The organism is Streptomyces sp. NPDC016640 (assembly GCF_043076215.1).
Classification (GTDB): Bacteria; Actinomycetota; Actinomycetes; order Streptomycetales; family Streptomycetaceae; genus Streptomyces.
In genome coordinates this window covers 220,698-235,951 of the sequence record NZ_JBIBRG010000002.1, presented here as the reverse complement: position 1 = coordinate 235,951, position 15,254 = coordinate 220,698, and the positions used below count along the sequence as shown (strand labels likewise).

Sequence of the window (15,254 nt, the reverse complement as noted above, 5' to 3'; positions counted from 1 at the left end):
CGGCCGGGGAACCCGTCCCCTCCTCCGCCCGTCCCATTCGCGAGCTGCCGGATGAGTCCCCGTGGTGCGGTGTCGGCCCTCGCTGCCGGCTGCGATCGCTGACCACCCCTCTCCGCCGTGCCGCGGCCGGCAGCACGCCGTCATCGGCGCGCACCCCTCCGACCGCGCCGATGACGGCCCCTCCCGGTTGCCGCGCGCACCCTTGACCGGCAGAAACTTCCCGGATATTGGTGGCATCCCGGCAGTTTCCTTCAGCGGATCCCCGGTCCCCGCGGATCACCTTCCCTAGGAGCGCACGTGCCCGACAGCAGCACCGGAAGCACGGGAAACACCGCACGTCCGTCCAGACGCACCGTCCTCGCGGCGACGGCGGGCGTCACCACCGCCCTCGCGGCCGGTCCCGCCGTCCACGCGGCCACCGGGCCGTCCGCCCCCGACGACAGGAAGCTCCGCGCCCTCGTCTCCCGCATGACGCTGGAGGAGAAGGTCGGCCAGCTGTTCGTGATGCGGGTCTACGGTCACTCCGCCACCGACCCCGACCAGGCCGACATCGACGCCAACCTCGAGGAGATCGGCGTCCGCACGGCCGCCGAACTGCTCGCCAGGTACCGCGTCGGCGGCATCATCTACTTCGCCTGGGCGCACAACACCCGCGCACCGCACCAGATCGCGGACCTGTCCAACGGCATCCAGAAGGCGTCCCTCGGTCTTCCGCGCGGGCTGCCCGTCCTCATCTCCACCGACCAGGAGCACGGCGCCGTGGCCCGCGTGGGCGAGCCGGCGACGCTGCTGCCCGGCGCGATGGCCATCGGCGCGGGCGCCTCCCGCTCCGACGCCCGCGCCCTCGGCCGGATCGCGGGCCGTGAACTGCGCGCCCTGGGCATCCGCCAGAACTACTCCCCGGTGGCCGACGTCAACGTCAACCCGGCCAACCCCGTCATCGGTGTCCGCTCCTTCGGCTCGCGGCCGGACGACGTGGCGCGGCTGGTGGCCGCCGAGGTCGCCGGGTACCAGCACGCGGGGGTCGCGGCGACCGCCAAGCACTTCCCCGGGCACGGCGACACCGCCGTCGACAGCCACACCGGATTGCCCATCATCACCCACAGCCGCGAGCAGTGGGAGGAACTGGACGCGCCCCCGTTCCGGGCGGCGATCGCGGCCGGCATCGACTCCATCATGACGGCCCACCTCATGGTGCCCGCGCTCGACGGCTCCGAGGACCCGGCCACCCTCTCCCACCCCATCCTCACCGGCATCCTGCGCGGGGAACTGGGCTACGACGGCGTCGTCGTCACCGACTCCCTCGGCATGGAGGGCGTCCGCACGAAGTACGGCGACGACCGGGTGCCGGTGCTCGCCCTGAAGGCGGGCGTGGACCAGCTGCTCAACCCGCCCTCCCTGGACGTGGCCTGGAACGCGGTCCTGAACGCCGTACGGGACGGCGAGCTGACCGAGTCGCGGCTCGAGGAGTCGGTCCTGCGGGTGCTGCGGCTGAAGGCGAAACTGGGCCTGTTCCGGGACCCGTACGTCGGCCACGACGGCGTCGACCGCACGGTCGGCGTCCGCGCGCACCTGGCCGCGGCCGACCGGATCGCCGGGCGGACCACGACCCTGCTGGTCAACGAGGGCGGCCTGCTGCCGCTGTCCCGGCGCCGGACGCCGAGGCTCCTCGTCGTCGGCGCCGACCCGGCCTCCCCGTCCGGGACGACGGGACCGCCGACCGGGGTGCTCGCCGACGCGCTGACCGGGCTCGGCTTCACGGCCACCGCCCTGTCCACCGGCACGGCACCGTCCTCCGCGACCGTCGCCCGGGCGGTGGCGGCGGCCCGGGACGCGGACGCGGTGGTCGTCGGCACGTACAACGTCACGGCGTCCAGCAGTCAGAAGACGCTCGTCGCACAGCTGCTGGCGACCGGGAAGCCGGTGGTCGCGGTCGCGATCCGCAACCCGTACGACGTGGCCCACCTGCCCGGCGTGCCGGCGTACCTGGCGTCGTACTCCTGGACCGACGTCGAACTGCGGGCGGCGGCCCGGGTGATCGCGGGCGAGACCGGTCCGCGCGGAACCCTGCCGGTGCCGGTGCAGCGGGCGGACGACCCGGCGACGGTGCTGTATCCCGTCGGGCACGGACTGACGTACTGACGGGCCGGCGTAGTGCCGTAGTACCGCACTGATGTACCGACGTACTGCTCCGCCGGACGCCGTACGCGGGTGCCGTCCCTACCCGGTTGGACGTAGCACCCGTACGTCACACACCCGACGCACCGCACCCAAGGTGCGCAAAGCACCCCATACGGCTGGCGCGGCCCGGCTCGCCGGGTCACGCTGGGCGGGGGTGCCCGGGGGGATGACGATGCACGTGAGAAGTGGGTGGGGGGCGCTCGCCGCGCTCGTGGCGGCGGGCACGGCGCTGCTCACCGGCTGCCAGAGCGCGCCGGGCGACGGCGCCGGGGCGGAGGGCGGCGCGGACAGGCGGGGCGCGGAGTCGCCCGCCCCGCCCCGTCCGTCCGGGTACGGGGCGGTGTTCCTCGCGGTCGACGAGTGCAGTTCCTTCGGCCGCACGAGCTTCACCGAGGTGTCCTGCGCCAGTGAACGGGCGGCGGCCCGGGTGGTCGCCCGCCACGACGGGACGGTGCGCGACGGGCCGCGCTGCCCGGCGACCACGGACTTCGTGCTGCACATCAGCGAACAGCGGCCCTCCTCCGACGAGGACGGCGACGGGGCGGTGCCGCGGGGCTACGCCTGCATGCGCCACCTCCAGCCGCCGCACCCCGGCGATCCGGGCGGCGGGGGCGGGCCGCGCACCATCGTCGGCGACTGCGTCTACGACCTGGGCGACGGCCGGGTCCGCGAGACCGCGTGCGACGGATCGGGCAGGCGGGAACCGGAGTTCGAGGTGACGAAGGCCGTGGGCACCCGGTCCGACTGCCCGGCGTCCACGGCCCTCTACGTCCGGCTCGGCGGGACCACACCGGTGGGCTGTGCCCGCCCGGTGTAGTCCCGTCCGGCGCCTTACGGGCGCAGCGTCCGCTGCCGCTCGACGTCCCGCTTGTCGAGCTTGGCGTCGAACTTCGCCAGCGGCTTCGCCGCCGCCGGGTTCTCCTGGACCGCGCTCGGGGCGACGTCCGCCCAGTCGAGGATGCGGGCCGTGGCGAACGCCTTCTCCTGCTCGATCAGACCGGCCACGTTCGCGCCGTGGTTCATGCCGGGCGCGGTGAAGACGTACGCGTCACGCGCGCCGCGCCCGGGACGGAACGGCTCGGCGCCCCACGGGTCGTTCTCGCCGTACACGAACAGCATGTGCCTGGCGTTGTCGCGGACCCAGCTGTCGACGTCCCGCATGGCCCTCGGCTCGAACTTCATCCCGATCGAACGGGGCACGAAGTTGCGCGGCGGCTGGTAGCCGTAGCGGACGTACTTCTTCTCGATGTGCGGGAAGTGGATGGTCGGCGCGCCCAGCTGCGTACCGGCCTGGTAGTAGTACGGCGTGTACGGGCTCAGGCCCTGGTCCGTGTAGAACGAGAACCCGGAGACGGTGTCGACCGAGGTCCAGATCTCGTCGTCGGTGGCGTTCTTCGCGTCGGCGGGGATCTGCTCGCAGTCCTCCACCGTGCTGTACTGCCAGAAGCCCCACACGTAGTCCAGGACGACCGCCTCGTACGCGCGGTCCAGGCTGCCGATGGTGTCGAAGGTGTAGCCGTTCTCGGCGGCGTGCGCCTCGTACTTCCTCTCCAGCGGTTCCCGGCGCACCAGCGCCTCGCGCTGCACCGCGTTCAGCCGGTCGCGGCACTCCTCGGTGCCGACGGTCGCGAAGAAGCGGTCGTAGGCCGAGTCCTCCTTGTTCACCACGTCGTTGGGGGCGACGTAGGCGACCACGCCGTCCATGTCCCGCGGGTAGAAGCGCTCGTAGTAGGTGGCGGTCATGCCGCCCTTGGAGCCGCCGGTGGAGATCCAGTTCTCCGGGTAGATCCCCTTCAGGGCCGCGAAGATGCGGTGCTGGTCGCTGGCGGCCTGCCAGATGTCCAGCTTGGTCCAGTCGGCCGGGTCGGGCCGGGAGGGGGTGAAGAAGCGGTACTCCATGGAGACCTGGTTGCCGTCCACGATCTGGGCCGGCTCGCTGCGGCGGGGCGTCGTGGAGACGCTGTAGCCGCTGGTGTAGAAGACGGTCGGCCGTGCGGTGTCCTTGTGCAGCACGGTGATGCGCTGCTGGAACGTGCCCTCGGAGGGCCTGCGGTGGTCGACCGGCTGCGTGTAGTTGAGGACGAAGAAGCGGTACCCGGTGTACGGCTTCTCCTCCACCAGGCTCATGCCCGGTACGGAGAGCAGTCTCTCCTTGATGTCAGTCGTGCCGGTGGCCTCCGGCTCGGCGGCGGTGGCCGCTCCGGCCGTACTCAGTGTGCCTATGAGCACCGTGAGAGCCAGCAGCCATCTGAGCGCCTTGCGCATGCGCACTCCCCTGTGAGACATATGTGCGCCGGAAGCTAGCGGACCAACTCCCCGCAGCACCAGGGGACACAGGGAAAACCCTCGGTCGCGGGGTCAGCACAGGATCCAGCCGGAGCTGACGGTCCCGCCGCCGACCCTGCCCTTCACCCACACGCAGCGGCGGCCGGCGTGCGCGGTCACCGGGCCCGCGTGGTGCCTGTAGTCGCCCTCGTCGACGACCGGGCGGCCCCCGCGCGCCCGCAGGCTCACCGACATCCTCCGTTTGGCGCCGGGCTTCTTGGCCAGCGTGACGGCACAGACGTAGCCGCCCCGCTTGTAGACGACCACCGACCCGGTGGAGAACGGCAGGGTGCGCACCTTGCGCCCCGGGCAGGCCGCGGCGGCGTGCGCGTCACCGGGCGCGGCGACGGCGAGCAGCCCCGAGGCGGTCAGCACCGCGAGGCCCAGCGCGAGTCTCCGGCGTATCGCTCCACTACCCACAGTCGTCCTCCCGTACCGCGCCTGCCGCGCCAGGCGGCGTACGCGTGTACGGACGCATGACGTATGCCGGATGGTTGCGCGCGGGGCCGCGCCGGGCGCCGGTCAGGCCGGCGCCGGTACGTCCTCCGCGTCCTCCCCCACGAAGGTCCGCCACAGACCGGCGTACGTGCCGCCGAGCCGGAGCAGTTCCTCGTGCGTGCCGTCCTCGGCGACCCTGCCGTGGTCCATCACCACGACCCGGTCGGCTCGGGCGGCGGTGGTCAGCCGGTGGGCGACGACGAGCGTCGTGCGGCGGCCGGCGAGGCGGTCCGTCGCCTGGTTGACCTGTGCCTCGGTGGCCAGGTCGAGCGCGGCCGTGGCCTCGTCGAGCAACAGGATGTCGGGGTCGACCAGTTCGGCGCGGGCCAGCGCGATCAGCTGGCGCTGGCCCGCGGAGAGGTTGCGGCCCCGCTCGGCGACCTCGTGGAGGTAGCCGCCCTCCAGGGTGGCGATCATCTCGTGCGCGCCCACCGCCCGGGCCGCCGCCTCGACCTCGGCGTCGGTGGCGTCCGGCCGGCCGTAGGCGATGGCGTCGCGGACGGTGCCCGGGAAGAGGTACGCCTCCTGCGGGACGACCCCCAGCCGGTGCCGGTACGCGGTGAGGTCCAGGTCCCTGATGTCCGTGCCGTCCACGGTGACCCTGCCGCCGGTGGGGTCGTAGAACCGGGCGACCAGCTTGACCAGTGTGGACTTTCCGGCGCCGGTCTCACCGACGAAGGCGACGGTCTGCCCGGCGGGGATCGTGAGGTCGATGCCCTCCAGCGCCTCTTCGCCGTCCCCGTACGCGAAGTGCACGTCCTCGAAGGTGATCTCCCCGCGCAGGGACGTCACGCCGAGCGGTTTCGCCGGGGCCCGGGTGGAGGCCGGTTCGCGCAGCAGCTCCTGGATGCGGCCCAGCGACACGGACGCCTGCTGGTAGCCGTCGAACACCTGGGAGAGCTGCTGCACCGGCGCGAAGAACAGGTCGATGTAGAGCAGGTACGCCACCAGCGCGCCGGTGGTCAGCGTCCCGTCGTCGACCCGCGCGCCGCCCACGACCAGCACGGCCGCCGCCGCCGCCGAGGACAGGAACTGCACGAACGGGAAGTACACCGAGATCAGCCACTGCCCGCGGATGCGGGCGCTGCGGTAGCTCGCGCTGCGCTCGGTGAACCGGCGCACGCCGTCCCGCTCGCGGCGGAAGGCCTGCACGATCCGCAGTCCGGACACCGACTCCTGCAGGTCGGCGTTGACCGCCGACACCCGCTCGCGGGCCAGTTCGTACGCCTTGACGCTGGCCCGGCGGAAGAAGTAGGTGGCGACGACCAGCAGGGGCAGGGTGGTGAAGACGACCAGGGCGAGCTCGATGTCGATCACCAGCAGGGCGACCATGATGCCGAAGAAGGTGACCACCGAGACGAACGCGGTGACCAGGCCCGTCTGCAGGAACGTCGACAGCGCGTCCACGTCGGTCGTCATCCGGGTCATGATCCGGCCGGTCAGCTCGCGCTCGTAGTAGTCGAGGCCGAGCCGCTGGAGCTGGGCGAAGATCTTCAGCCTGAGCGCGTACAGGACGCGCTCACCGGTGCGGCCGGTCATCCGGATCTCGCCGATCTGCGCCGCCCACTGGGCGGCCACGGCGAGCAGGGCGAACAGGGCGGCCGCCCAGACCGCGCCGATGGCCGCCCGGGTGACGCCCTGGTCGATGCCGTGCCGGATCAGCACCGGCAGCAGCAGGCCCATGCCCGCGTCCACGGCGACGAGCCCGAGGCTGATCAGGAGGGGTGGTCCGAAGCCGCGCAGGAGGCGGCGCAGTCCGTAGGAGTCCTCCGGCCGGGCGGCTTGCGTCTCGTCGATGTCGGGGACGTCGTCGGCCGGGGGCAGCGCCTCGACCTGGGCGAGGAGTTCCGGGGTGGCCGGGGTGCCGGACAGCGCGGTGTCCTTGGGCGCGCGGTCGCCGGTCCACAGCCGCGGGGTGACCCCGCGTTCGGCGTCGAACTCGGCGTCCAGCTCCGCGCGGACGGAGGTGTCCTCCTCCTGCGGCCCGGCCGGCGGGGTGTGGCCCGGGGAGACGCCGCCCAGCTCGTCGGGGTCGGTGAGCAGCCTGCGGTACAGGGCGGAGCGCCGCTGGAGCTCCTCGTGGGTGCCGATGTCGGCGAGCCGCCCGGCGTCGAGGACGGCGATGCGGTCGGCGAGGTTGAGGGTGGAGCGGCGGTGGGCGATCAGCAGGGTCGTGCGATCCCGCATGACCTCCTTGAGCGCCTCGTGGATCTCGTGCTCGACGCGGGCGTCCACGGCGGAGGTCGCGTCGTCCAGGACCAGCAGGCGCGGGTCGGTGAGGATCGCGCGGGCCAGGGCGACGCGCTGGCGCTGGCCGCCGGAGAGGGTCAGTCCGTGTTCGCCGACGGTGGTGTCGTAGCCGTCGGGCAGTTCGGCGATGAACCGGTCCGCCTGGGCCGCGCGGGCGGCGGCGGTGATCTGCTCCTCGGTGGCGTCCGGCCGGCCGTAGGCGATGTTGTTGCGCACGGTGTCGGAGAAGAGGAAGGAGTCCTCGGGGACCAGGCCGATCGCCGCCCGCAGGGAGGCGGTGCTCAGCTCGCGCACGTCGTGGCCGCCGACGAGGACGGCGCCGCGGCTGACGTCGTAGAAGCGCGGCAGGAGCAGGGAGACGGTGGACTTGCCGGAGCCGGAGGCGCCGACGACGGCGAGGGTCTCGCCGGGGCGGATCTCGAAGGAGAGGCCGTTCAGGACCGGGTGGTCGGGGTCGTAGCCGAAGGAGACGTCGTCGAACTCGACGGTCGCCGGGGCGTCGGCGGGCAGCTCCCTGGTGCCGTCGGTGAGGGACGGCTCGGTGTCGATCAGCTCCAGGACGCGTTCGGTGCCCGCGCGGGCCTGCTGGCCGACGGTGAGGACGACGGCGAGCATCCGGACCGGGCCGACCAGCTGGGCGAGGTAGGTGGAGAAGGCGACGAACGTGCCCAGGGTGATGTCCCCGCGCACGGCGAGCCAGCCGCCGAGCGCCAGCATGGCGACCTGGCCGAGGGCGGGCACGGACTGCAGGGCCGGGGTGTAGCGGGAGTTCAGCCGGATGGTGCGCAGCCGCCCGGCGTACAGCCGCCGGCCGACCTCGCGCAGCTTGCCGGTCTCCTGCTCCTCCTGCCCGAAGCCCTTCACCACGCGTACGCCGCTGATCGCGCCGTCGACCACACCGGCCACGGCGCCGGCCTGTGCCTGCGCGTACCAGGTGGAGGGGTGCAGCCGGGTGCGGCTGCGCTTGGCGATCCACCACAGGGCGGGGGCGACGGCGACGGCGACGAGGGTGAGCGGCAGCGACAGCGACGCCATGATCACCAGGGAGATCAGGAACAGCAGCAGGTTGCCGATGGTCATCGGCAGCATGAAGAGCAGGCCCTGGATCAGCTGGAGGTCGCTGGTGGCGCGGCCGACGACCTGCCCGGTGGACAGCTCGTCCTGGCGTCTGCCGTCCAGCCGGGTGATCGTCCCGTACATGTCGGTCCGCAGGTCGTGCTGGACGTCGAGGGCGAGCCGGCCGCCGTAGTAGCGGCGGATGTAGGTGAGGACGTAGACGACGAGCGCGGCGCCGATGAGCAGACCGGCCCAGGTGGCCATGTCCCTCGTCCCGTCGCCGATCACGTCGTCGATGATCACCTTGGTGATCAGCGGGACCAGCGCCATCACGGCCATGCCGCCGAGGGAGGAGCCCAGGGCGAGGAGGACGTCCTTGGGATGACGCCACGCGTATGCGGCCAGTCGCCGTGCCCATCCCCGTTGCGGTGTCACGCGGGTGCCCTCCGATCGTCCTGATCTGCCGGAAGGCACCAACGCGGTCAGCGGCGGATTTCATCCCTCCGCAACGTTCAGGGGCGTACGCGCAGAGCGTAGAAGCGGGTCGTCTGGGTGGGGTTCTCGTTGTCGTCGCTGACCAGCAGCACCTTCAGCCGGCCGTGGCCGCCTCCCGTGATCGCCATGCCCTCGATGTTGTCGAGGAGCGGGTTGGGCTGGGGCTGCCGGGCGGTGGCGCCGAGGGAGGGGCAGTCGGCGAGATCGGCGAGGAGGGTCTTGTCGTACGCGTCGCGGTGCCGTTCGGCCAGGTAGAGCCGGACGGTGTTGCCGACGCCCGGGGTGAAGCCGCGCTCCAGGACCAGCAGGCGTCCGTCGGGGGTGGCGGTCACCTCGGTGACGCCGAGGCCCGGGTCGGTCCGGTAGGTGTACTGGGCGCCGAGCCGGAAGTCGCCGTGGGCGGTGCGCCGCCAGGTCTGGAGGCGGATCCGGTCGGCGGGGTCGCCGGTGAGCGGGTACTCCATCGCCGCGAGCAGGGTGCGGCCGCCGGGGAGGAGGGTCAGGCCCTCGAAGCTGCCGTTGGCGCGGGCGCGGGTGCGCAGTTCCGCGGGCACCGGGAGGCGGTCGAGGATCTTGCCGTCACGGGAGTAGCGGCGCACGGAGGGTTCGGTCTCGGAGGAGACCAGGTAGGTGCCGCGGTCGGCGACCAGTCCTTCGGAGTCGAGGGCGGCGCCGTTCTCGTCGGCGAGCGGGACCGCGCTCCCAGGCCGCAGGGTGCGCGCGTCCAGCCGGAACAGGACGGACCGGTCGGAGAGGGCGGCGACGGTGCGGTGCCGGCCGGGGGCGAGGGCGGAGAGGTTGCCGACGTAGGCGTCGTCGTACGCCGTCTTGTCGAGGGCGTCGGAGAAGCCGTCGACGGAGACGGACGGGGAGCAGGCGTGGACCGGCGTGGCGTGGGCGGGCCCGGCGGCGGTCAGGCAGCCGGCGGCGGCGAGAGCGGCGGTGGTGGCGGCGAGGAGGGTTCTCAGGCGCATGCCGTCACCGTAGGACGGCCGGGTGACGGCCGGTCACCGCTCGACGTCACATGACCGACACCTCTCCTTCACCCATCTGTATACATGTCCATGTCACGCTTCAGCGGCCGCTCCATCAACTCGCGTAGATCGGACGCCCCCATGCCCGTGACACACATACGCCGCCGCTGGAAGAGCCTCGCCCTGGCCACCTCGGCCGTGCTGGTCGGCCTCACCGTCCCCGCGCTGACGCCCTCCGCCGGGGCCGCGACCACCGCCGGGGCCGCGACCACCGCGTACGACGACACGTACTACGCCGCCGCAATCGGCAAGTCCGGCACGGCGCTGAAGGACTCCCTGCACACGATCATCAGCAACCAGACGAAGATCTCGTACTCGGCCGTCTGGGACGCCCTGAAGGTCACCGACCAGGACCCGAACAACAGCAACAACGTGGTCCTGCTGTACTCGGGCATCTCCCGCAGCAAGTCCCTCAACGGCGGTGACACGGGCGACTGGAACCGCGAGCACGTGTGGGCCAAGTCCCACGGCGACTTCGGCACCTCCACCGGGCCCGGCACCGACCTGCACCACCTGCGCCCCGAGGACGTCCAGGTCAACTCCATCCGCGGCAACAAGGACTTCGACAACGGCGGCAGCTCGTTCACCAACAGCGGCGGCAGCCTGACCGACTCGAACTCCTTCGAACCGCGCGCCGCCGTCAAGGGCGACGTGGCCCGCATGATCCTCTACATGGCGGTCCGCTACGAGGGCACCGACGGCTGGCCCGACCTGGAGCCCAACGACTCCGTGACCAACGGCAGCAACCCGTACCACGGCCGCCTCCCGGTCTTGAAGCAGTGGCACCAGCAGGACCCGCCGAGCGCGTCCGAGAAGCGCCGCAACGAGATCATCTACACGTCGTACCAGCACAACCGCAACCCGTTCATCGACCACCCGGAGTGGGTGGAGTCGATCTGGTAGCCGCCGGGCGGGCTCCCCGGCTCTCGGCGGTCGGCGAGCAGGTCCACCGAGAGCCGGGGAGCCCGCCGGCCATGGCGAGTCGGGTGTGTTCCACGGCGTCGGCGCGACGCGAGAGGCAGCCGGTTCCGTCCGTGACGGGGCGACAGGGTGTGCCGTCCGTTGGTGTTCCCGGCGGCGGGCCGGGCGTCGTTCGCCGCCGCCCTCAAGGACTGACCCACCTCACCGGAAAAGCGTGAGCATCCCCGCCCCCAGCGTCTCCGCGTCGCTCATTTGAGTGGTCAACGCGCTCTGCCGGCCCGAGTGCTCACGGTTTTTCAGCAGGGTGTCCGGCATGAGCTCCCGATTCGCCTACGGCCACAACCCCCACAGCACAGGGCACGTGATCAGCACCGTGCGCACCCTCATGCGTACCGGCGGCCTGGACGTGTCGCTGACCGCCGTCGCCCGCAGCTGCGGAACCACGCGCAACTTCCTCTACGCCCACTGGAAGTCCGCCTCGACCCTGCACCTGCGCGCCCTGGGGACGGAGCTGGCGCAGGCCTTCGACACGGCGCAGCGCGCCTGCCCGAGCGACGGCACCGTCCCGGGGATCACCGCGCATCTGACGGAGGTCGTGCGGGTCATCCGCCGTCACCCGACCACGGCGGCCGTCGCGCGGACCTCCCCCCGGGCCTTCTCCGCGGCCTGCACGGCGACCGAGAGTCCGCTGATGCGGACCGCGACGGAACGCATCAGCGACGTCCTGCACCCCCTCTGTCCGCACGGCGGCGTCTGGGGCGATCGCGAACTCGGCAGCCGGCCCTGGAAGATCCTGTGGATCGCCCGGCCCGCCGCCCTCTGCCCCGAGGCGGCCGGCGACCGGGCCCGGGAGGACACGCTGGACAACGCCTTCGGCGAACTGCTCCGCGACCTGCTCGATCCCTGGGCCGCGTCGGGGCGCTGAACGGGATCCGGACATCAGGAGGCAGGTCCGGCCGGATCGGCACCCCGCTGCGCGCCTCGGTCCACGCCCCGCCGGCGACGGTCGCGGCGACGCGACGCGACGCCAGAAGCGCACCGCGGTCGTATCGGCGTCCTGGAAGGCGATGTCCCACGCGCCCCGGGTGCCGGGCCACGATCTCCCGCCGGCCCGGCCGCACCCCGTTCGCCGAGGCACCGGGCGCCGGTGTCACGAGCCCTGTGCGCCCCGCGCGCCGAGGGCCGGCGCTCGGCCGCGAGTACGCCGTCGAGCCTCGGGTTCGCTCCATCAGGTGGTGTGAACGGCAGGCCGGGCCGTTCGGTGCCGCGCCGCCGACAGCATGGGAGTGCCCCGGCGGATCCGCCGGGGCACTCCCGTACACGACGCCTTACCGGAGAGTGCCGTGAAGACTCGTTCCTGGTCCCTCGCCACCGCCCTCACCCTGACCGCGCTGCTGCTGCCGGCCCACGCGGCGTCCGCCGCCCCGGCCGCACCCCCGTCCTGCCCCGACGGATCGGTGTGCCTCTGGAGCGGCGAGGGCTTCGACGGCAACTACTGGGAGTGGACCGCGCGCAGCGGCTACCGCGACATGCCGCCCCGCTTCCACGACCACGTCGGCTCGTTCGTGGCCAGCACCCGGGCCTGCTTCGTGAACTGGCAGCCGACCGAGAAGCGGAACGTCTTCAACGGCGACTGGCGCTCCCGCTACCTCGGCGACTTCGGCGGACGGATCGACGGGGTGGGACCGGGCGGCTGCTGACCCCCGCACTCCGGCGCCGCACCGGCCCGCCGTACCCGGGCGTGACTCCGGCCCGCCGTACTCAGCCCAGGTGGGTCGGCGCGAACATCCGCAGGACGGCGGGGAGCACCACCACCCGGGGGCCGGGTGCCGACAGCGCCTCGGCGAGGTCGGCCTCCAGGGTCCCGGGGGTCGTACGGACCCCCGGGACCCCGAACGACTCGGCGAGCGCCACGTAGTCGGGGCGGGTCAGTTCCGTCCCCGTGGGCTCGCCGAAGGCGTCGGTCGTGTACTCGCGCAGGACGCCGTGGCCGCCGTCGTCCACGATGAGCCAGGTGACGTCGAGGCCGTACTGGCGGGCCGTGGCCAGTTCGGCGACGGAGTACAGCGCGCCGGCGTCCCCGGAGACGGCGAGCACCGGGCGGGTGGGGTCGGCGGCCGCCGCGCCGAGGGCGGCCGGGAAGCCGTAACCGGGACCGCCCGCGCCCTGGGCGGAGTGCAGATGGTTGGGGCCCTTGGCATCGAAGGCGGACCACGCCCAGTAGGTCAGGATCGTCATGTCCCAGAAGGAGGGCGAGTCGGCGGGCAGGGCGCGGCGGACCGCCGTCAGGACCCGCTGCTCCAGGGTGAGGTCCTGGGCGGCGATGCGTTCGGCCACCTTCGCCAGCAGCGCGCGCACGCGCTCCGGAGCCGTCGCGTCCTCGCGCGCCTCCACCGTCTCCAGCAGCGCCTGGAGGGCCAGGCGGGCGTCGGCGTGGATGCCGATGCCGGGGTGGTTGGACTCCAGTTTGCCGAGGTCGGCCTCGATCTGGATCACCCGGCCGCGGGGCTTGAACGTGTGGTGGTTCGAGGAGAGTTCACCGAGTCCGGAGCCGACGACCAGCAGGACGTCCGCGTCCTCGAGGAAATCGGTCGTGTGCCGGTCCTCCAGCCAGGACCGGAGCGACAGCGGGTGGGTCCAGGGAAAGGCGCCCTTGCCGCCGGGAGTGGTGACCACCGGGGCCTGGATCCGCTCCGCGAGCCGCTTCAGCTTGCCGGACGCGTCGGAGCGGACCACTCCCCCGCCCGCGATGATCGCCGGACGGGTGGCGTGCGACAGCAGGTGGGCGGCGAGTGCCGTCAGTTCGGGGCGCGGGGGCAGTTCCTCGGGGGTGGCGTCCATCGCCGTCACCACGGGCAGCACGGTCTCCGCGAGCAGGACGTCCTGCGGGATCTCCACCCACACCGGCCCGTGCGGGACGCTCAGCGCCGACTTCCAGGCCGCCGCGATCGCCGACGGGATCTGCGACGCCGTGCGCACGGTGTGGACGGACTTCACGACGCCGCGGAAGGAGGCCGACTGGTCGGGGAGTTCGTGCAGATAGCCGTGGCGGCCGCCGCCCAGCCCGGCCGTCGGGACCTGACTGCCGATCGCCAGCACGGGAGCGGAGGCGGCCGCCGCCTCCTGGAGCGCGGCCAGTGAGGTGAGGGCTCCCGGGCCCGTCGACAGCAGCAGCGGGGCCGCCTCGCCGGTGATCCGGCCGTACGCGTCCGCCGCGAAGGCGGCGTTGTTCTCCACGCGCAGGCCGACGTACCTGAGACCGGAGCGGCGCAGGGCGTCGAACACGCCGAGGGCGTGCCGGCCGGGCAGGCCGAAGACGGTGGTGGCGCCGAGCCCGGCCAGGGCCTCCACGACCAGGTCCCCGCCGATGCGGCCGGGGGGCGGGTTCAGCGCGGCCTCCGTCTGGGCCGGCGTCGGGCGGAGCACCAGGTCGTGGTCGTGCGTCACTTCTCGCGGTCCTCCGCAATCCGACGGGACATGATCGTGATCAGCTCGTACGTCGTGTGGGAGGCGGCCACCGAGGTGATCTCGGCGTGATCGTACGCGGGGGCCACCTCGACGACATCCGCGGAGACCAGGTTGCAGGAGGCCAGGCCGCGCAGGATCTCCAGCAGCTCGCGGGAGGTCATGCCGCCGGCCTCGGGGGTGCCGGTGCCGGGCGCGTGAGCCGGGTCCAGGCAGTCGATGTCGATGGAGATGTACAGCGGGCGGTCCCCGATGCGCCGGCGCAGCTGGTCGGCGACCTCGTCGGCGCCCCGGCGGTAGACGTCGGCGGAGGTGACGATGCCGAAGCCCATCTTCTCGTCGTCGGTGAGGTCCTTCTTGCCGTACAGCGGGCCGCGGATACCGACGTGGGAGAGGGCGGAGGTGTCGAGGACGCCCTCCTCCACCGCCCGGCGGAACGGCGTCCCGTGCGTGTACTCGGCGCCGAAATAGGTGTCCCAGGTGTCGAGGTGGGCGTCGAAGTGGAGCAGGGCGACGGGCCCGTGCCTCCTCGCGACCGAGCGCAGCAGCGGCAGGGCGACGGTGTGGTCGCCGCCGAGGGTCATCAGGCGGGCGCCGGTGCCCAGCAGATCGTCGGCGGCCGCCTCGACGGTCTCCACGGCCTCGTGGATGTCGAACGGGTTCACGGCGATGTCACCGCCGTCCGCGACCTGGGCGAGAGCGAAGGGAGAGGCGTCCTGCGCGGGGTTGTAGGGGCGCAGCAGCCGGGACGCCTCACGGATGGCGTTGCCGCCGAAGCGGGCGCCCGGCCGGTAGGAGACGCCCGAGTCGAACGGCACGCCCACCACGGCGACATCGGCGCGGCCGACCTCGTCGAGACGGGGCAGCCGGGCGAAGGTCGCGGGGCCGGCGTACCGCGGGACACGGGAGGAGTCGACGGGGCCGCGGGGTGTCTCGTTGCTGCTCATGGGGAACCGCCTTCTTTCCTGCGCTTCACTGCGTACGCGCTGCTTGCCCTGGTGACGCTCTGTCCGGCGGCTCGGCGCGGGA

At 72.8% G+C, this 15,254-nt stretch carries 11 protein-coding genes; 5 read left to right on the top strand and 6 right to left on the bottom strand.

What is annotated here, in order from left to right:
- The first annotated feature begins 297 nt into the window (after positions 1 to 297).
- Positions 298 to 2,142, top strand: a complete 1,845-nt coding sequence (locus ACF07S_RS04680; RefSeq protein WP_391973427.1) for a glycoside hydrolase family 3 protein — start codon at positions 298 to 300, stop codon at positions 2,140 to 2,142.
- 211 nt (positions 2,143 to 2,353) lie between these two features.
- Positions 2,354 to 2,998 (top strand): hypothetical protein, encoded by a 645-nt coding sequence (locus ACF07S_RS04675; RefSeq protein ID WP_391973426.1) that lies wholly within the window; start codon positions 2,354 to 2,356, stop codon positions 2,996 to 2,998.
- 14 nt (positions 2,999 to 3,012) lie between these two features.
- Here ACF07S_RS04675 and ACF07S_RS04670 read toward each other — a convergent pair whose 3' ends face one another.
- The 4 genes from ACF07S_RS04670 to ACF07S_RS04655 all read right to left on the bottom strand — a co-directional run bounded on the left by ACF07S_RS04670 (position 3,013) and on the right by ACF07S_RS04655 (position 9,779).
- On the bottom strand, positions 3,013 to 4,446 hold the full coding sequence (locus ACF07S_RS04670) for a S28 family serine protease (RefSeq protein WP_391973425.1): 1,434 nt from the start codon (positions 4,444 to 4,446) through the stop codon (positions 3,013 to 3,015).
- Between the two features lie 93 nt (positions 4,447 to 4,539).
- Complete coding sequence (locus ACF07S_RS04665; protein WP_391973424.1) at positions 4,540 to 4,926, bottom strand: hypothetical protein; 387 nt, start codon at positions 4,924 to 4,926, stop codon at positions 4,540 to 4,542.
- Positions 4,927 to 5,028: 102 nt separating this feature from the next.
- The gene (locus ACF07S_RS04660; protein ID WP_391973423.1) at positions 5,029 to 8,745 is read right to left on the bottom strand and encodes an ABC transporter ATP-binding protein; all 3,717 of its coding nucleotides are present in this window, start codon (positions 8,743 to 8,745) and stop codon (positions 5,029 to 5,031) included.
- A gap of 77 nt (positions 8,746 to 8,822) precedes the next feature.
- Positions 8,823 to 9,779, bottom strand: coding sequence for an esterase-like activity of phytase family protein (locus ACF07S_RS04655; protein ID WP_391973422.1), 957 nt, complete (start codon positions 9,777 to 9,779; stop codon positions 8,823 to 8,825).
- A 141-nt stretch (positions 9,780 to 9,920) separates the two neighbouring features.
- Here ACF07S_RS04655 and ACF07S_RS04650 point away from each other — a divergent pair, with 141 nt between their 5' ends.
- The 3 genes from ACF07S_RS04650 to ACF07S_RS04640 all read left to right on the top strand — a co-directional run bounded on the left by ACF07S_RS04650 (position 9,921) and on the right by ACF07S_RS04640 (position 12,460).
- Positions 9,921 to 10,742 (top strand): endonuclease I family protein, encoded by an 822-nt coding sequence (locus tag ACF07S_RS04650; RefSeq protein ID WP_391973421.1) that lies wholly within the window; start codon positions 9,921 to 9,923, stop codon positions 10,740 to 10,742.
- Between the two features lie 331 nt (positions 10,743 to 11,073).
- Positions 11,074 to 11,685 carry a hypothetical protein gene (locus ACF07S_RS04645; RefSeq protein WP_391973420.1) on the top strand — a complete coding sequence of 204 codons (612 nt, stop codon included), beginning with the start codon at positions 11,074 to 11,076 and terminating at the stop codon, positions 11,683 to 11,685.
- Between the two features lie 418 nt (positions 11,686 to 12,103).
- On the top strand, positions 12,104 to 12,460 hold the full coding sequence (locus tag ACF07S_RS04640) for a peptidase inhibitor family I36 protein (protein ID WP_391962293.1): 357 nt from the start codon (positions 12,104 to 12,106) through the stop codon (positions 12,458 to 12,460).
- Between the two features lie 61 nt (positions 12,461 to 12,521).
- Here ACF07S_RS04640 and ACF07S_RS04635 read toward each other — a convergent pair whose 3' ends face one another.
- Both ACF07S_RS04635 and speB read right to left on the bottom strand, forming a co-directional pair.
- Positions 12,522 to 14,207: a thiamine pyrophosphate-binding protein gene (locus tag ACF07S_RS04635; RefSeq protein WP_391973419.1), complete on the bottom strand. Its 1,686-nt coding sequence runs from the start codon at positions 14,205 to 14,207 to the stop codon at positions 12,522 to 12,524.
- Entirely contained in the window at positions 14,204 to 15,172 is a 969-nt protein-coding gene (speB, locus tag ACF07S_RS04630) for an agmatinase (RefSeq protein WP_391973418.1), read from the bottom strand. The genes ACF07S_RS04635 and speB overlap by 4 nt, the downstream gene beginning before the upstream one ends.
- Between the last annotated feature and the right edge of the window lie 82 nt (positions 15,173 to 15,254).

What these genes read in the sequence shown, in the direction of transcription:
- ACF07S_RS04670 (WP_391973425.1), bottom strand. Translation starts at nt 4,446, where the DNA reads ATGCGCAAGGCGCTCAGATGGCTGCTGGCTCTCACGGTGCTCATAGGC.
- ACF07S_RS04645 (WP_391973420.1), top strand. Translation starts at nt 11,074, where the DNA reads ATGAGCTCCCGATTCGCCTACGGCCACAACCCCCACAGCACAGGGCAC.
- ACF07S_RS04650 (WP_391973421.1), top strand. Translation starts at nt 9,921, where the DNA reads ATGCCCGTGACACACATACGCCGCCGCTGGAAGAGCCTCGCCCTGGCC.
- speB (WP_391973418.1), bottom strand. Translation starts at nt 15,172, where the DNA reads ATGAGCAGCAACGAGACACCCCGCGGCCCCGTCGACTCCTCCCGTGTC.
- ACF07S_RS04675 (WP_391973426.1), top strand. Translation starts at nt 2,354, where the DNA reads ATGCACGTGAGAAGTGGGTGGGGGGCGCTCGCCGCGCTCGTGGCGGCG.
- ACF07S_RS04655 (WP_391973422.1), bottom strand. Translation starts at nt 9,779, where the DNA reads ATGCGCCTGAGAACCCTCCTCGCCGCCACCACCGCCGCTCTCGCCGCC.